17 protein-coding genes and 1 pseudogene are annotated in these 16,342 nt (G+C 38.1%); 16 read left to right on the top strand and 2 right to left on the bottom strand.

Annotation, left to right across the window (positions count from 1 at the left end; translation table 11 throughout):
* Window positions 1-59 precede the first annotated feature (59 nt).
* From MKY90_RS08410 to MKY90_RS08475, 14 genes and pseudogenes are all read left to right on the top strand, one after another.
* Window positions 60-836 (top strand): TerC family protein, encoded by a 777-nt coding sequence (locus MKY90_RS08410; protein ID WP_002086470.1) that lies wholly within the window; start codon window positions 60-62, stop codon window positions 834-836.
* A 104-nt stretch (window positions 837-940) separates the two neighbouring features.
* A pseudogene (locus MKY90_RS08415) lies at window positions 941-1,133 on the top strand (hypothetical protein).
* Window positions 1,102-4,041 carry a formate dehydrogenase subunit alpha gene (gene fdhF, locus MKY90_RS08420; protein WP_341091028.1) on the top strand — a complete coding sequence of 980 codons (2,940 nt, stop codon included), beginning with the start codon at window positions 1,102-1,104 and terminating at the stop codon, window positions 4,039-4,041. Before MKY90_RS08415 ends, fdhF begins: the two are co-directional and overlap by 32 nt.
* Window positions 4,042-4,056: 15 nt before the next feature.
* On the top strand, window positions 4,057-4,539 hold the full coding sequence (locus MKY90_RS08425; protein WP_002012016.1) for a DUF1641 domain-containing protein: 483 nt from the start codon (window positions 4,057-4,059) through the stop codon (window positions 4,537-4,539).
* Window positions 4,540-4,689: 150 nt separating this feature from the next.
* Window positions 4,690-5,034: a DUF2294 domain-containing protein gene (locus MKY90_RS08430; RefSeq protein ID WP_002012015.1), complete on the top strand. Its 345-nt coding sequence runs from the start codon at window positions 4,690-4,692 to the stop codon at window positions 5,032-5,034.
* A 16-nt stretch (window positions 5,035-5,050) separates the two neighbouring features.
* Window positions 5,051-5,848, top strand: coding sequence for a formate dehydrogenase accessory sulfurtransferase FdhD (gene fdhD / locus MKY90_RS08435; protein ID WP_341091030.1), 798 nt, complete (start codon window positions 5,051-5,053; stop codon window positions 5,846-5,848).
* Between the two features lie 20 nt (window positions 5,849-5,868).
* Window positions 5,869-6,885, top strand: coding sequence for a GTP 3',8-cyclase MoaA (gene moaA / locus MKY90_RS08440; protein WP_215552606.1), 1,017 nt, complete (start codon window positions 5,869-5,871; stop codon window positions 6,883-6,885).
* Window positions 6,886-7,092: 207 nt separating this feature from the next.
* Entirely contained in the window at window positions 7,093-7,887 is a 795-nt protein-coding gene (locus tag MKY90_RS08445; RefSeq protein ID WP_016094387.1) for a formate/nitrite transporter family protein, read from the top strand.
* 24 nt (window positions 7,888-7,911) lie between these two features.
* Window positions 7,912-8,928 (top strand): molybdopterin-synthase adenylyltransferase MoeB, encoded by a 1,017-nt coding sequence (locus MKY90_RS08450; protein WP_088045789.1) that lies wholly within the window; start codon window positions 7,912-7,914, stop codon window positions 8,926-8,928.
* Window positions 8,929-8,947: 19 nt separating this feature from the next.
* Complete coding sequence (locus tag MKY90_RS08455) at window positions 8,948-10,261, top strand: molybdopterin molybdotransferase MoeA (protein WP_341093226.1); 1,314 nt, start codon at window positions 8,948-8,950, stop codon at window positions 10,259-10,261.
* Window positions 10,242-10,706, top strand: a complete 465-nt coding sequence (locus tag MKY90_RS08460) for a molybdenum cofactor biosynthesis protein MoaE (RefSeq protein ID WP_197236108.1) — start codon at window positions 10,242-10,244, stop codon at window positions 10,704-10,706. The genes MKY90_RS08455 and MKY90_RS08460 overlap by 20 nt, the downstream gene beginning before the upstream one ends.
* A 4-nt stretch (window positions 10,707-10,710) precedes the next feature.
* Entirely contained in the window at window positions 10,711-10,947 is a 237-nt protein-coding gene (gene moaD, locus MKY90_RS08465) for a molybdopterin converting factor subunit 1 (RefSeq protein ID WP_341091033.1), read from the top strand.
* A gap of 48 nt (window positions 10,948-10,995) precedes the next feature.
* A complete protein-coding gene (gene moaC, locus MKY90_RS08470; protein ID WP_341091036.1) occupies window positions 10,996-11,484 on the top strand; it encodes a cyclic pyranopterin monophosphate synthase MoaC in 489 nt (162 codons plus the stop codon).
* 20 nt (window positions 11,485-11,504) lie between these two features.
* Window positions 11,505-12,557 (top strand): P-loop NTPase, encoded by a 1,053-nt coding sequence (locus MKY90_RS08475; protein ID WP_341091037.1) that lies wholly within the window; start codon window positions 11,505-11,507, stop codon window positions 12,555-12,557.
* Between the two features lie 87 nt (window positions 12,558-12,644).
* On the opposite strand, the gene MKY90_RS08480 is transcribed toward MKY90_RS08475, so the two are convergent.
* A complete protein-coding gene (locus MKY90_RS08480) occupies window positions 12,645-13,445 on the bottom strand; it encodes a flagellin N-terminal helical domain-containing protein (protein ID WP_341091039.1) in 801 nt (266 codons plus the stop codon).
* Between the two features lie 242 nt (window positions 13,446-13,687).
* Window positions 13,688-15,004, bottom strand: a complete 1,317-nt coding sequence (locus tag MKY90_RS08485; protein WP_340851070.1) for a flagellin N-terminal helical domain-containing protein — start codon at window positions 15,002-15,004, stop codon at window positions 13,688-13,690.
* A 256-nt stretch (window positions 15,005-15,260) separates the two neighbouring features.
* Between MKY90_RS08485 and MKY90_RS08490 the strand changes: the two genes are divergently transcribed.
* Window positions 15,261-16,046, top strand: coding sequence for a lytic transglycosylase domain-containing protein (locus MKY90_RS08490; protein WP_341091041.1), 786 nt, complete (start codon window positions 15,261-15,263; stop codon window positions 16,044-16,046).
* A gap of 62 nt (window positions 16,047-16,108) precedes the next feature.
* Window positions 16,109-16,333, top strand: a complete 225-nt coding sequence (locus MKY90_RS08495; protein WP_000775712.1) for a flagellar motor switch protein FliN — start codon at window positions 16,109-16,111, stop codon at window positions 16,331-16,333.
* Window positions 16,334-16,342 lie beyond the last annotated feature (9 nt).

A 16,342-nucleotide genomic window follows, 5' to 3' on the forward strand; every position in this document is an offset into this window, starting at 1 on the left:
AGGAAATTCTAATGAGCAAAGACCTTATCTGATTTTAGTTTTAGAAAGGAGAGAAGCGGATGGATTCAATATGGCTAGAGTATGCTTGGGCATTATTAATTTTAATCGGATTAGAAGGATTGTTATCGGCTGACAATGCCCTTGTACTAGCAGTTATAGCCAAGCATTTACCCGAAGAAGAGAAAAAAAGAGCTATAAATTACGGAATTATTATGGCCTTTGTTTTTCGATTCGCAGCCCTTTTTGCTATATCATTTATTGCAAATGTTTGGCAAATACAGGCGATAGGAGCAGCGTATCTTCTTTATTTAGGATTAAAGCATGTCATTCAGGCGCAATTCGGAAAAAATAATCAAAATATTCACAAGGAAGATGAAAAGGAAGCAGCAGGAAAAAGCTACTGGTTCACAGTAGGAAAGATTGCATTAGCTGACCTTGCCTTTGCGATTGATTCAATATTAGCCGCAGTTGCTCTTGCTCTGGGGCTTCCGGATTCTCCGCTTGACGATTTCGGAGGTATGGATGGAGGACAGTTCATTGTTGTACTTCTTGGAGGGATAGCTGGACTTATTTTAATTAAATTTGCGGCAACTTGGTTTGTACAATTACTGGAGAAACGTCCAGCACTAGAAACAACAGCATATGCAATTGTTGCCTGGGTCGGCGTCAAACTTGCTGTAATTACACTTGCCCATGAGGATATAGGTATTTTAGATCATGATTTTCCACACAGTACAACTTGGACTTTAATCTTCTACGGAGTATTAGTTGCCATCGCACTAATTGGTTGGTTTGCACCGGGAAGTAAGTCATCTCAGAATAATCCTAAAATGTAATACAAAGGTCAGAGCATTATGTGCTTTGTCCTTTGTAATGATAATTATATTGTGTATTTTTCGATTTAACGCTATAATTACAGTGTTAAAGATGGAATCGTGATATGACCTGTTATGAATCTATCATTTTATTTATGAATAAATGGATTGGTATTTTAGCAAGATGTGCTAATAAACTACTCCACCATGATGATAACGTGCCAAAAATGTGGTGCGTATATTTTCGTGGTGGAGTTTTTTTTATTCTCAAAAAGGGGGAGTAACCATGAACGACAGCATGGTTCATATTACAATTAACGGCAAAGAGTATAATGCTGAGCCTGGTTCAACTATACTGGGTATTATTAATGAGAACGGAATTGAACATCCACAAATTTGTTATGTGCCGGAAGTGGATCCTATTCAAACGTGTGATACTTGTATTGTAGAAGTTAACGGAAAGCTTGTGCGATCCTGTTCTACTGTAGTGACGAGCGGTATGAATATTGAGTTGTCCTCTACTAGTGCGAAGGCAGCACAACATGAGGCGATGGACCGTTTACTAGAAAATCATTTACTTTACTGTACGGTTTGTGACAACAATAACGGGAATTGTAAACTGCATAATACGGCAGAATTAATGGAAATTGAGCATCAAAAATATCCTTATGAGCCAAAAGTTGATACAGGCGAAGTTGATATGTCCCATCCATTTTATCGCTATGACCCGAATCAATGTATTGCGTGCGGTCAATGTGTAGAGGTGTGTCAAAACTTACAAGTTAATGAAACGTTATCTATTGATTGGGAGGAAGAGCGCCCACGTGTTATTTGGGATGAAGGAGTAGATATTAACGATTCTTCATGTGTAAGCTGCGGTCAATGTGTAACGATTTGTCCTTGTAATGCTTTAATGGAGAAATCGATGCTCGGTGAAGCTGGATTTATGACTGGGCTGAAGCCGGATATTCTTGAACCTATGGTCGATCTTATTAAAGAGGTTGAACCTGGATATAGCGGTATTTTCGCTGTGTCAGAAGTAGAAGCTGCGATGCGTGACACTCGTACGAAGAAGACGAAAACAGTATGTACGTTTTGTGGTGTAGGTTGTTCATTTGAAGTATGGACGAAAGGGCGCAAAATTTTAAAGGTGCAACCAACTTCTGAGGCACCAGTTAATGCAATTTCTACTTGTGTAAAAGGAAAATTCGGTTGGGATTTCGTTAATTCTGAAAAACGACTTACGAAACCTTTAATTCGTAAAAATGGAGTGTTCGTTGAATCGACTTGGGAAGAAGCGCTTCATGTAGTGGCGAATAAATTGGGCTCTATTAAAGAAGAGTACGGTAAAGGCTCTATCGGCTTTATTTCTTCTTCTAAAATTACGAATGAAGATAATTATGTTATTCAAAAATTAGCGCGTCAAGTGTTCGAAACGAATAACATTGATAACTGCTCACGTTATTGTCAATCACCAGCGACAGATGGATTGTTCCGCACTATTGGAATGGGCGGGGATGCAGGAACGATTAAAGATATTGCGCAATCAGGTCTTGTTATAATCGTTGGTTGTAATCCAACAGAAGGTCATCCTGTGCTAGCAACTCGTGTGAAACGTGCGCATAAACTTCACGGTCAAAAACTAATTGTTGCAGATCTTCGTAAAACTGAAATGGCAGAGCGTTCGGATATCTTTATTAGTCCAAAGCAAGGAACAGACCAAGTATGGTTAATGGCTGTTACGAAATATATGATTGATCAAGGTTGGCACGATCAGCAGTTCATCGATGAGAATGTAAACTTCTTTGATGATTTCAAAGATAGTCTTAAAGAATATACGCTTGAATATGCAGAAGAGATTACAGGCATTTCAAAAGAAACGCTCGTTACAATGGCAGAAATGATTCGTGATGCAGATGGTACATGTATTCTTTGGGGTATGGGTGTAACGCAAAATACTGGTGGTTCAGATACTTCCGCTGCGATTTCAAACTTACTTCTTGCAACAGGAAACTATCGTCGTCCAGGTGCTGGTGCATACCCGCTTCGAGGTCATAATAACGTACAAGGTGCTTGTGATATGGGAACACTTCCAGGCTGGCTTCCAGGATATCAGCACGTTACTGATGATGTAGAGCGTGCGAAATTTGAAATAGCTTACGGAGTAAAAATTGATAACAAACCAGGTCTTAATAACATTGAAATGCTTCACGCAATTGATGAAGGGAAAATGAAAGCTATGTATCTTGTTGGAGAAGATATGGCTCTTGTAGACTCGAACGCAAATCACGTACATGAAGTGTTATCAAGCCTTGAATTTTTTGTCGTTCAAGATGTGTTCCTTTCTAAAACAGCTCAATACGCTGATGTAGTATTACCAGCAGCGCCATCTCTTGAAAAAGAAGGTACTTTTACAAATACAGAGCGTCGTGTACAAAGATTATATCAAGTGCTTCCAACGCTAGGAGATGCGAAACCAGACTGGTGGATCGTGCAGGCAATTGCTAATAAATTAGGTGCAAACTGGAGCTATAATCACCCAAGTGAAATCTTTGCGGAAATGGCAAGCTTATCACCACTATTTGCACACGCAAACTATGAAGTGCTTGAAGGGTGGAACAGTTTCCACTGGGGAAGTTTTGATGGTACGAATACGCCGCTTCTATTCAAAGATGGATTTAACTTCCCGGACAAAAAGGCTCGTTTTGCGATAGCTGATTGGGTACGTCCTGCTGAATTCCCAGCAGAATACGATCTTCACATTAATAACGGCCGTATGCTTGAACATTTCCATGAAGGGAACATGACAAATAAATCAACTGGTATTCAATCGAAAGTACCAGGTGTTTTCGTCGAAGTTTCTCCAGAGCTTGCAAGGGAACGTGGAGTGAAAACTGGTTCGTTAGTACGCCTTGTTTCTCCATTCGGAGCACTTAAATTACGTGTACTTGTAACGGATCGTGTAAAAGCGAATGAACTGTATTTACCGATGAATTCGACTGATAAAGAATCGGCAATTAATTTCTTAACAGGTCCTGCCGTTGACTTGCGTACAAACACGCCGGCATATAAGCAAACGAAAGTACGTATGGAAGTGTTAGAAGTTGATGGCGAAAATCCGATGCCAAAAACGAACCCACGTAATAAAAAGCGTCATCCTCAAAACGGAATTGAGGTAAATCGTAAGTGGGCTCGTCCAGGATACGTACATTTAACGGATAACTAAGGGGGAGAAAAGAATATGGCAGCACCTATTCAAGCGATCCAGAAGCAGGAGCTAACTGAGGAAGAACTTAAACAACAAAAACTCGAAGCTTTAAAAGAACTGCTAGCTAATAATGAAGATGCTTTAAATCAAATGTTTAATATAGTAGGTGAATTAAATGACATTGGGATGCTGGAAGCAGCAAATTCTATGCTGAAAGCGAAAGAACCAATCGCAAAAATCGTTCTAGGCCAAGTCACTCGTGAACCAGTTACAAATTTAATTAATAATATGATGGGCGCTGCAGGAGCTTTAACAGAACTTGATCCGGAACTTACGAAAAAGCTTATAGGTAGCGTGTTGACAGGTATGGATGAAGGAAACCAGCATCTGCAAAGCAATAAAAAAGTAGGAATATTAGACCTTATGAAAGTACTGAAAGACCCAGATATTAATCGTGCTATCGGATTTGGTCTTCATTTCTTAAAAGGTATGGGTAAAGGGTTAAAAGAAGAATAGATAAGCAACAATAATAGTATTTCATATGTTGTTTGCGTACTTGAGATAATTGTAAAAGGTGATCCATTTCGTCTCATTATTAAATAGTTTAGGCGAAATGGTCATTTTGTTAAAATAGTTGTGATGGAATAACTAGGAAGGAATGAGAGTATGTCAAAAATGGTACATGAATTTAATGATATGATCCGAAAGCTTCGAAAAGAGTTGTTCGGGAAAGGGCCGGAAAGAATTCATACTGTATTTACCGAGAACATGGCGATTGCAACACTTTATGGGAATTTAACACCTACTGAGAAATTTATTTCGGGAACTACGGATGGGGCGGAAATGGTTCATATGGCTCGAACGAAAATGATTCAAGAAGTGTATGTGGCTAATCCTCATGAACATTTAGAAGAACTTGTTGGTGCGAAGTTAGTTCATCTGTTTTCTGATATGAAAGTAGATGAAGATATTGCAGTTTCCGTGTTTGTTTTTGATAAAAATATAACGTGAGAGAAGGATGCTCATCGTGAAATCGATTCAGGTGGAACGGAAAATTTTTAAATATGAGCAAGGGGAATTTAAACATATAGAGGACAGCATTGTAACAGAGTTTCCTGTTACGGTTAAAATTAACGGCCAGGAATTTGTTACAATGGTTAGTACTCCAGAGTATATTGAAGATATGGTAATTGGCTTTTTAGCCTCTGAAGGCATTATCCGAAAGTATGAAGATATTGATGAAATATGGATGCAAGAAAAAGAAGGCTATGTACATGTAAAAACGACGAAAATCAATCCTTATTATCGTGACATACAAAACAAACGTTATATTACTTCGTGCTGTGGAATGAGTAGGCAAGGGTTTGTTTTTGCGAACGATGCGCTGACTGCGAAAGAAATGAATGATATTCGCGTAAAGATCTCTGCCGAGGATTGTTTTCGGTTAATGAATGATATGCAGCAATCTGCGTCTACGTTTCAACATACAGGCGGCGTTCATAATGCAGCTTTATGTAATGTGAGTGGAATTGTTTTAAGCCGCATGGATATAGGAAGACATAACGCTTTAGACAAAATTTACGGCTATTGTTTAAAAAATAACATTTCGATTGGTGATAAAATTATTGTTTTTAGTGGACGTATCTCTTCTGAAATTCTATTAAAAGTTGCGAAAATTGGTTGTGAAGTAATATTGTCAAAATCAGCTCCAACTGAGTTAGCATTAGAACTAGCGGAGCAGTTAGGGATTACTACAATAGGCTTCATTCGTAATAAATCTTTAAATGTATATACGCATCCAGGGCGGATTATAAATATAAAATAAGTAGAAACGAGGCAATAATCATGAAATCTGTTACATTAGACAAATTAGATCGTCCTTTAAAGGATTTACGTATTTCTGTTACTGATCGCTGTAATTTTCGCTGTCGATATTGTATGCCAGAAGAAATATTTGGTCGTGATTATTCTTTTTTGTCTAATGATAAAATTTTATCTTTTGATGAAATTGAAAGGATTACACGTATTTTCGTTTCTTTAGGTGTAAGAAAGTTACGTATTACCGGAGGAGAGCCTTTACTTCGAAAAGACTTACCTGAACTCATACAGCGGTTAAACGAAATTGATGGAGTAGAGGATATTGGTTTAACGACAAATGGATCATTACTTAAAAAGTTTGCTCCAGATTTATATAAGGCGGGTTTATCTCGTGTAACAGTTAGTTTAGACTCGTTAAATGAAGAACGATTCTCTTATTTAAATGGGAATAGAAGTAAAGTAAAAACGGTTCTTGCGGGAATACAGGCTGCAGCGGAAGCCGGAATGAAAATTAAAATGAACATGGTTGTCCAAAAAGGGAAAAATGAAGAAGACATCGTTCAGATGGCAGAGTACTTTAAAGAGAATAAGCATATCCTTCGTTTCATTGAATATATGGATGTCGGAAATTTTAACGGCTGGGAATTAGGTGAAGTAGTTTCTAAGCAGGAAATAGTAGAGATGATTCATAAAGTTATGCCGCTTGAACGTATTGAGGCGAACTATCCTGGTGAAGTTGCAACACGTTATCGTTATGTTGGTAGCGAAGAAGAAATAGGAATTATTTCATCTGTAACGGATTCGTTCTGTTCATCATGTACAAGAGCGCGTATTTCTGCAGAAGGAAAATTGTATACATGTTTGTTTGCGTCTAAAGGAAACAATCTTAAAGAATTACTTCGCTTTGGATATACGGATGAGGAGATTACTAATGTTATTCGTGACATTTGGAATAATCGTTCAGACCGTTATTCAGATGAACGGTTAAGCAATACGAATAAAAAAGCAATGCCGAAAATTGAAATGTCGCATATCGGTGGCTGAGAAGCTACTAAGAATGTAGATTCTCTTTGTTAACGTAAATAGTGGGAAATGTGCAAGTTTTGTACACTTTCTATGAGTATAGTAAAAATGATGATTGATATTTCTGTAAGAGATATGCAGAGAGATTAAGCAGCATTCAAAAATCCTTACGATGTTAAGGGTTTTTGGTGCTGCTTTTTTTAGATGAGAAAAATGGAGGAATTGGTTATGGCATTTCATAAACCGGAACAAATTGCTGCGCTTGTGATTGAATCCGGTGTTCAAAAGGTGGGGCAACCGCTATCAGCGATGCTTATTCTTGGTTTTTTAGGAGGAGCATTCATTTCATTAGGATTTTTACTTAATATTCGTGTTCTAGGTAATGTACCGGAGCAGTGGGGAAGTTTAGTCAATTTTATAGGAGGAGCGGTTTTTCCTATTGGACTTATGCTCGTTGTTTTAGCAGGAGGAGAATTAATTACGGGAAATATGATGTCGATGGCCATGGCACTGTATGCACGGAAAATTTCATTGAAACATGTGTTAAACAATTGGGCGTGGATCACTTTAACGAACTTCGCAGGTGCACTTTTCGTAGCGTATTGTTTCGGTCACCTTGGCGGGTTAACTGAAGGTGCGTATTTAAATAAGACGATAGCGATAGCTCAAGATAAGTTACATGAATCTTTCGGAAGAACGTTAATTTTAGCGATTGGCTGTAACTGGCTCGTTTGCCTTGCGATTTGGTTAGCGTACGGAACGAACGATTTAATTGGGAAGATTGTTGGAATTTGGATTCCGATTATGGCATTTGTCGTAATTGGGTTTCAGCAAGTAGTAGCAAATATGTTTGTCATTTCAGCAGTTATTTTTGCGGGTCACCTTACGTGGATGGATCTTGCGAAAAACTTTGTGCCAGTCTTTATCGGAAATGTAATTGGCGGAGCTGGATTTGTTGGATTCGCTTATTTTTCTTGTTATCAGAAACAAAGTGCTACCGAAGAAGATGTATTGAAAAAATAACAGTATTTGAAAGGAAGGCACCTCATGATAGAGCGGTATTCACGACAACAGTTGTTCACTCCTATTGGAAAAGAAGGGCAAGAGAAAATTAGAAATAAGCATGTATTAATAATAGGGGCAGGTGCATTAGGAAGTGCAAGTGCAGAAAGCTTTGTACGTGCAGGTATCGGGAAATTAACGATTATTGATCGCGATTACGTAGAATGGAGCAATTTACAGCGGCAACAACTTTACGCTGAACAAGATGCGATAGAAAAATTGCCAAAAGCAATCGCAGCGCAGAATCGTCTCAAACAAATTAATTCAGACGTGCAAATTCAGGCGCTAGTAATGGATGCAAGAGTAGATAATATGGAAGCTTTATTAGGTGGTGTCGATGTCATTATTGATGCTACAGATAATTTCGATATTCGGTTTGTAATCAATGACATATCACAAAAACATAATATCCCTTGGATTTACGGTTCTTGTGTCGGAAGTTATGGCATGAGCTATACAATTATTCCGAAGAAAACACCGTGCTTACATTGTGTACTGAAAAGTGTTCCTGTTACAGGGGCGACGTGTGACACAGTTGGAATTATTAGTCCAGCTGTTCAAATCGTTGCAGCGTACCAAGTGGCAGAAGCATTCAAAATTTTAGTAGAAGACTATGAAGCAGTTCGGAAAACTTTTTTAATGTTTGATATATGGAGTAATCAATATCATTCTATCAAACTAGGAAAAATCAAAATGGAAGACTGTTCTTCGTGCGGAACAAATAGAACTTATCCTTATTTATCATACGAAAATCAAACGAAGACAGCTGTGTTATGTGGAAGAAATACAGTTCAAATTAGACCAGCGCATAATAGACATTACAACTTTGATGAGTTAGAAAAAGTATTAAAGAATCACGGGAAAGTTGATCGGAATCCGTATTTGCTCTCTTGCCAATTAGAAGAGTATCGCATCGTCATTTTTCATGATGGTCGTGTATTTATTCATGGCACGAATGAAATTCAAAAAGCAAAACAACTATACTATCGGCTATTAGGCTAATAGAAAGGGATTGGTAATGATGGAAAGAAGGGTACCGATTACAGTTGAAGCGGCTGTTCGTAAAGTGATGGAATTTGCTAATTGTGGTGTAAAAGAACTAGTACCACTGGAATTAGCATATGGGCGTACGTTAGCAGAAGATATAGTGGCGGATCACGATGTGCCTTCTTTCAATCGCTCGCCATATGATGGATTTGCTATTAGGGCAGAAGATACTTTACGAGCTAGTCGTGAGAATCCAATCGTATTTGAAGTCATCGGTGAAATTGGAGCAGGTTCCGTATTTCCTACAGAAGTAGGAGCGTTTCAAGCAGTTCGAATTATGACAGGGGCACAAATTCCGAAAGGATGTAGCGCGGTCGTCATGCTAGAACTGACTCGCCATCGTCAATATGAGAATATCGGAAAAAGCTATATGGAAGTGAGACGCTCATTTAAAGAAGGGGACAATATATCCTTTCAAGGTGAAGACGCACGTAAAGGAACCGTTCTCGCAAAAAGAGGTGGTTACATTAATCCAGGTATTTCAGCTCTTCTTGCTACATTCGGTTATAGCGAAGTGCCAGTAGCGAAAAAGCCCATAATTGGACTATTAGCGACTGGGAGTGAACTTCTCGATGTAAATGAAGAACTACAACCTGGGAAAATTCGAAATAGTAATACGTATATGATATCGTCTCAAATTCGAAGAGCAGGTGGAAGAGTAAAATACTTTGGGAAGTTTAGTGACGATTTGAATACGTGCTACGAGGCAGTGAAAAAAGCGTTAAGCGAAGTGGATATGTTAATTACAACTGGTGGTGTTTCGGTAGGCGACTATGACTATTTGCCAGTTATATACGAAAAATTAGGCGCATCAGTTCTTTTTAATAAAGTAGCCATGCGGCCGGGTAGCGTCACGACTGTAGCGCAATTAAACGGAAAATTATTATTTGGATTATCAGGTAATCCATCTGCTTGCTATGTAGGTTTTGAATTATTCGTAAAACCTAGCATTCGTGCGTATATGTTTAGCGAAAAACCACATGTAAAACGAGAAAAAGCAATGCTCGGAGAAGATTTTCTAAAACCGAATCCATTTACAAGATTTGTACGAGGTAAGCTTCAGTATAACGAAGGACAACTAATCGCTTATCCATCAGGATTTGATAAATCTAGTTCCGTTTCTTCATTAGCAGAATCAAGCATTTTTATCGTCCTACAGGGCGGAACGAGAGGATATAAGAAAGGGATGTTTGTAGACGTTCTTTTATTAGAAGATAACGAAGGTAGTGAATGGCCTTGGACATTCCGTAAAGTGGGGAGAGGTTTTGATGGGACAAGCACTATTTGAAATTGTCGATAATCCGATTGTAGTTGAAGAAGTAACGAATAAAGTAGCAAGACGAGAAACAGGAGCAATTACAACTTTTATAGGAACGGTTAGAGAATTAACGAAAGGAAAACGAACGTTACATCTTGAGTATGAAGCATATAAACCGATGGCAGTAAAAAAGCTTACTGCAATTGGAGAAGAAATTAAGAAAAAGTGGCCGGATGCGAAAATAGCAATCACGCACCGAGTAGGACGATTAGAAATAATGGATATCGCCGTTGTTATTGCAGTATCGTCACCGCATCGTAAAGTAGCGTACGAAGCGAATGAATACGCAATTGAACGTATAAAGAGAATCGTCCCAATTTGGAAAAAAGAATTTTGGGAAGATGGAACGGAATGGATTGGAGATCAACTTGAAAATACTCCGTATCCAGAAGGAAAGCCAAAGAAAGAAGAATGAGAAAATGATTACAATTTTACTGTTCGCAAATTTGCGAGAAGAAGTCGGGTCAGAGAGGTTAGCAATAATAGAACAACAATTGATGAACGTTCATCAATTGAAAAAATGGTTGAAGGAAAACTATCACTTACAGACGCTAGAAAAAGTTATGGTAGCAATCAATGAAGAATTTGTAACGGACGAAGATGTTGTAAAACCTGGAGATACCGTCGCGTTTATCCCGCCTGTAAGTGGAGGTTAATTTTTTCTATTCGAGTATTAAATCTTTCATACGTTAAGGAGGATCATTATGAGTGAATTTTCGCACTGGAATGAAGAGGGCAGAGCCAAAATGGTTGATATCTCTCAAAAGGATATTTCAACACGCACAGCTGTTGCGCAAAGTACGATTTCTTTATCAAATGAATTATTTGAGGCAATTCAAAGTGGTGGATTGAAAAAAGGAGACCCGCTCCAAGTAGCGCAAGTTGCTGGCATAATCGGTGCTAAAAAAACAGCGGATATAATCCCGATGTGTCACCCGATATTAATCCAAGGAACAGACTTTACGTTTCATTATGAAAAGAAAACCGATGGCTATGAATTAATCATACGAGCTACAGTAAAATGTAGTGGGAAAACAGGTGTAGAAATGGAAGCATTAACTGCCGTATCGATTGCCGTTCTTACTTTTTACGATATGTGTAAAGCTGTTGATAAAACGATGGTTATGAAAGAAACGTATTTAGTGCAAAAAACGGGTGGGAAAAGCGGAGACTTTTTCCATCAGGTGAAATGACTATAATGGAAGGAATGTGTATGATGATTACTCACGAACAAATTATGAATGCTTTAAGCCGTGTAGAAGATCCGGAGTTGCACAAGAGTATTGTGGAATTAAATATGGTCAGAAATATAAAGATAGATGGTACAGAGGTTGGGCTAGAAGTAGTTTTAACGATACAAGGTTGTCCGCTAAAGGCGAAAATTCAACAAGATATTGAAGACTCTCTTCGAAATATTGGAGCATCGAAAGTGTCTTTAACATTTGGTTCAATGACACCGGAAGAACGAGCGGCATTAACAGCGTCTTTAAAGAAAGAAGCTAGAACAGAAACAGGCATGCCTAGTATGTTGCGACCTGATTCAGGTGTACGTTTTATTACAGTAACGAGCGGAAAAGGGGGAGTCGGAAAATCAACTGTAACGATTAACCTTGCTACCGCTTTAGCACGTATGGGGAAAAAGGTTGGAATTTTAGATGCAGACATATACGGGTTCAGCATCCCGGCTATGATGGAAACGAATGAAAAGCCAACAATGATCGATCAAACAGCAATTCCAGTCGTTAGTCACGATGTTAAAATTATGTCGATGGGATTCTTTACAGAAGGCAATAACCCAGTAATGTGGCGCGGACCGATGTTAAACAAATGGATACAAAACTTCATTGCGAATACGCACTGGGGAGAATTAGACTATCTCCTTCTAGATTTACCACCTGGAACAGGAGACGTTGCGATAGATGTCGCTGCGATGATTCCGCAAGCGAAAGAAATTATCGTTACGACGCCCCATAACGTAGCTTCATTTGTCGCGTCTAGAGCAGGGGTAATGGCAAAACATACGAAACACGATATTTTAGGTATCGTTGAAAATATGGCATATTACGAAGAACAAGATGGTTCAAGAAACTATCTTTTCGGAAAAGGTGGCGGCGAAATGTTAGCAGAACAACTGCAAACAGAAGTGATAGCTCAAATACCGTTTGCGAAGCGTGAAGAGAATAATGGCTCATGTGTATATGATGAAGATTCACTTGTTGGGGAGATATTTACTTCTTTAGCTGAGGATCTAATTTATAACGGATAGGTTAATATAAAAAGAGGGACACATAGCATGTATGTATCCCTCTTTTTATTTTTTATGGAGTTATTTCAATAGTTTTAACGGTTATATTTACGATTGTAGTAATTTAGAAACCATTTGTGGAATTTGATTAACCTGCGAAACCATACTAAGCGCAACTTCAGTTAACAATTTAAACTTTAAAAAATCGCTCATTTCTTGCGCCATATCCGCATCTTCAATTCGAGAAGCAGCATCTGTTAACGCTGTACTTTGACTATTTAAATTATCCATATTAAATTGCAAACGATTTATCATTGCACCGAGATCAGCACGATGAAGTGATACATTTTGTAAAGCTTCTTCAATTTTACGAATCGCCACTCTTTCTTCTTGTTCAGTTGAAATCTTGATGTCATGTTGTGTAGGGGAAGGGGGAATATGTTTCGTGATATCTACCGTATGACCGATATCGTCTAACGTAACAGTACGGTTTTGATTGTCAAATACGGATAAATCATTAAACTCAGTTGTCTCACCGATATAGCCAATTTGTTCTGTTAAAGAGTGAAACTCTTTATTCAGCGAATTACGGTTTGTATTTGAATTTGTACCGTTCGCAGATTGAACAGCTAAATCACGCATACGCTGCAAAATATTCGTCACAGTTTGAAGGGCAGCTTCCGCTGTACGAAGCATCGATATCGCATCTTCATTATTACGAATTGCCACACGCATACCACTCGCTCTCGCATGCATACGAGTCACAATCGCAACATTTGCCGGATCATCAGAAGCAGCATTTAACTTCTTACCAGTCGCCAAATGCCCCATCGCCACATTCATACGCTTCTCATTCTCATACAACGACTGCCTAGCATTCATACTCAAAACATTCATACCAATACGCATAATAGACACTCCTTATAGATTTATATATGATTTTAAAGCCAATAAACAGCTGTGAAAAGAAAAAGGGTTTTATTTTTGTTTTAACATGAGAGGGGATCAAGATAGGCACTGACCGCTCCTACACATCGTGGATGCTCTCTTCCACCTAAAAAAAGAAAGGTTTTACAAATAATTCATCTATATAGAAAAAATGAACCTCTCCGCAAGCAGAGAGGTTCATTCATGAAACTAAATCAAATGGCTTATTGTAATAATTTAGAAACCATTTGTGGAGTTTGGTTTGCTTGAGAAAGCATGCTGATACCAGCTTCGTTCAAGATTTTGAACTTAGTCATTTCAGACATTTCTTTCGCCATGTCAGCGTCCTCAATTTGAGAAGCAGCTGAAGCCATAGAAGAAGATTGGCTCTTCAGGTTGTTTACGTTAAAGTCAAGACGGTTTAATGTAGCACCTAGAGTTGCACGGTTGTCAGCAACCATTTTTAATGCTTCATCAATTTTGTCAACGGCAGCTAATGCATCAGCTTTAGTAGTAGTTGCTGGTTTCATACCTGTGAACGCTGCGGCAACATCTTTTGCAGCAGCATCATCTTTTCCAGATTTAGCATAAGCTTCAAAAGCAGCTTGCATTTTTGCTGCGTCTTGTTCGCTATATAAATCTTTTACTTTTTCGAAAGAAGCAGCGGCTAAGTCAACAGCATCATTTCTATCACCATCGTCAGCAATTGTTGTAGCAAGTGCTGTAATGTTTGTTTCAGCAGTGTCTATATTTTTTTGAGTAATTGTCATTTTGCCATTAAAAGCAGTGAAGATTGCTGTAGCTTTAGTTGCATTTGGAGTAGCAGCGAATTCGTCAAATGCGTGTTCAATCGCTCCAGCAGTTCCCTTATCAAATAAATCGCTTGCTTTTGCAAAGGCCTCTTTAGCAGTTTCAACCTCAGCTTTAAGTGCATCACCAGTAGCAGCTGAACCGTTAAGTTTATCAATTGCAGCTTTAGCAGCTTTAAAGTTCACATCAGCACTGTTATCAGTACCAATAGCTGTATTAGCGATACCAAGTTTATCAAGCGTAATACCTTTTAAAGAAACGCCAATTTGTTTTGATTTATCACTTGAGTCAAGAGTTTGAATGTTGATTGTTTGGTCATTTTTAAGTAAGTTCTTATCGTTAAATTGAGTGTTGTCAGCAATATAAGTAATTTGCTTTTGTAATTCACCGAATTCTTTTTGTAGTGCAGCTTGGTTTTTATCTGTGTTTGTACCGTTCGCAGATTGGTTGGCAATGTCACGCATACGAAGTAAAATGTTAGATACAGAGTTTAAAGCTGAGTCAGCTGTACGGATTAATGACATACCATCTTGTGTGTTGTTAGCAGCTACGTTTAGACCACTTTCACGAGCACGCATACGAGTTGCAATTGCAAGACCTGCTGCATCGTCAGAAGCGTTGTTGATACGTTTACCGCTTGATAAACGGTCCATAGAATTGCTCATTTTTGCTTGGTTTTGACGCATGTATTCTTGCGTACGCAAACTATTAATATTTGTATTGATTCTCATGTTAAGAACCCCCATTTTTTTATATTGATTTTTCTGCAAATTGAAAAACGGTAATATGCGAAAAAATCGATTTCGAGATTTATTGTAATCCTTGCTACAACGGGTGTCAACTAAAAATTCGAATTAATGAATATAAAAAAATAACAGTTTAACAATCTATTCATTTTTTTATTACAATATTATTAAAAGGATTATTGCAAACTTTTTAAAAAAACTCTAATATTAGATTATCTTTGTTTACCGAAAAGGTGATATTATGGTAGTTGGAAATATAGTAAAAGAAGTTCTTGCATATAAAAAAGGACAGATTCAGCAAAAGTTAAGTAGTCCACAGGCGTTCGTTAGTAGCCGTTTTCAAGATCAATTGCAGAGTGAACCTGCGAAGGAGACGAAGGTTACTCCGCAAACGGCAAAAGTAGAAGATATGAGTCAGCCGGTACAATCTACGAAAATAGAAACGGTTGTTAATAAACCAGAAGAATCTATTAATAAAGTAGAGGAAGCGAATAAGCCGGAGGAAAAAGCTGAAACGAAGCAAGTAGATGAAGTGCAAGTTGCACAAAAAGAGTTTGAACGACGTTTTCCAGAAACGAAAAATGAGGCTGCTGATACGTGGGGGTTAACGAATAAATATAATATTCAGAAAATACGTTCTTCAAATGAAGGTAAGTATGAGGATATTATTGATCGCGTAAGTAATACATATGGAATTCCGAAAACGTTAATTCAAAAAATGATTGAAGTAGAGTCTAATTTTAATCCGAAAACGGTGTCACATGCAGGGGCGATGGGGCTGATGCAGCTTATGCCAGCAAATGTGAAAGAGATGGGTGTAAAAAATCCATTTTCACCAGCTGAAAGTATTGAAGGCGGCGTGAAAGAGTTAAGCGGTTATTTAAAGAAAAATAACGGTGATCTCGTATTGGCGCTTGCTTCTTATAATGCTGGCCCTGGTAATGTGAGAAAGTACGGAGGCGTACCGCCATTTAAAGAAACGCAAGGATATATTAAAAAAATATTAAATATCGACGTTTCAAAATAAGAAATTTCATATATAGAGAGAACATGAAATTTTCGTGAACATGATATGGGAGTTGGCTAGATTTGAAATTACAAGATGATATTCCGTTAACAATTTATTTTGAAATCGGAAATACGAAAAAGAAAATTGAAGATCTGCTTCATATTACGAAAGGTACATTGTATCGTCTTGAAAATTCAACGAAAAATACGGTGCGTCTTATGCTTGAGAATGAAGAGATTGGAACCGGAAAGATTTTGACGAAGAATGGGAAAATGTACGTTGAAATCGTTGAATTGAAAAGGTAGGGAAGGGGA

Origin of the sequence: Bacillus sp. FSL P2-0099 (assembly GCF_038007445.1) — a bacterium.
In the GTDB taxonomy this organism is placed as follows: domain Bacteria; phylum Bacillota; class Bacilli; order Bacillales; family Bacillaceae_G; genus Bacillus_A; species Bacillus_A mycoides.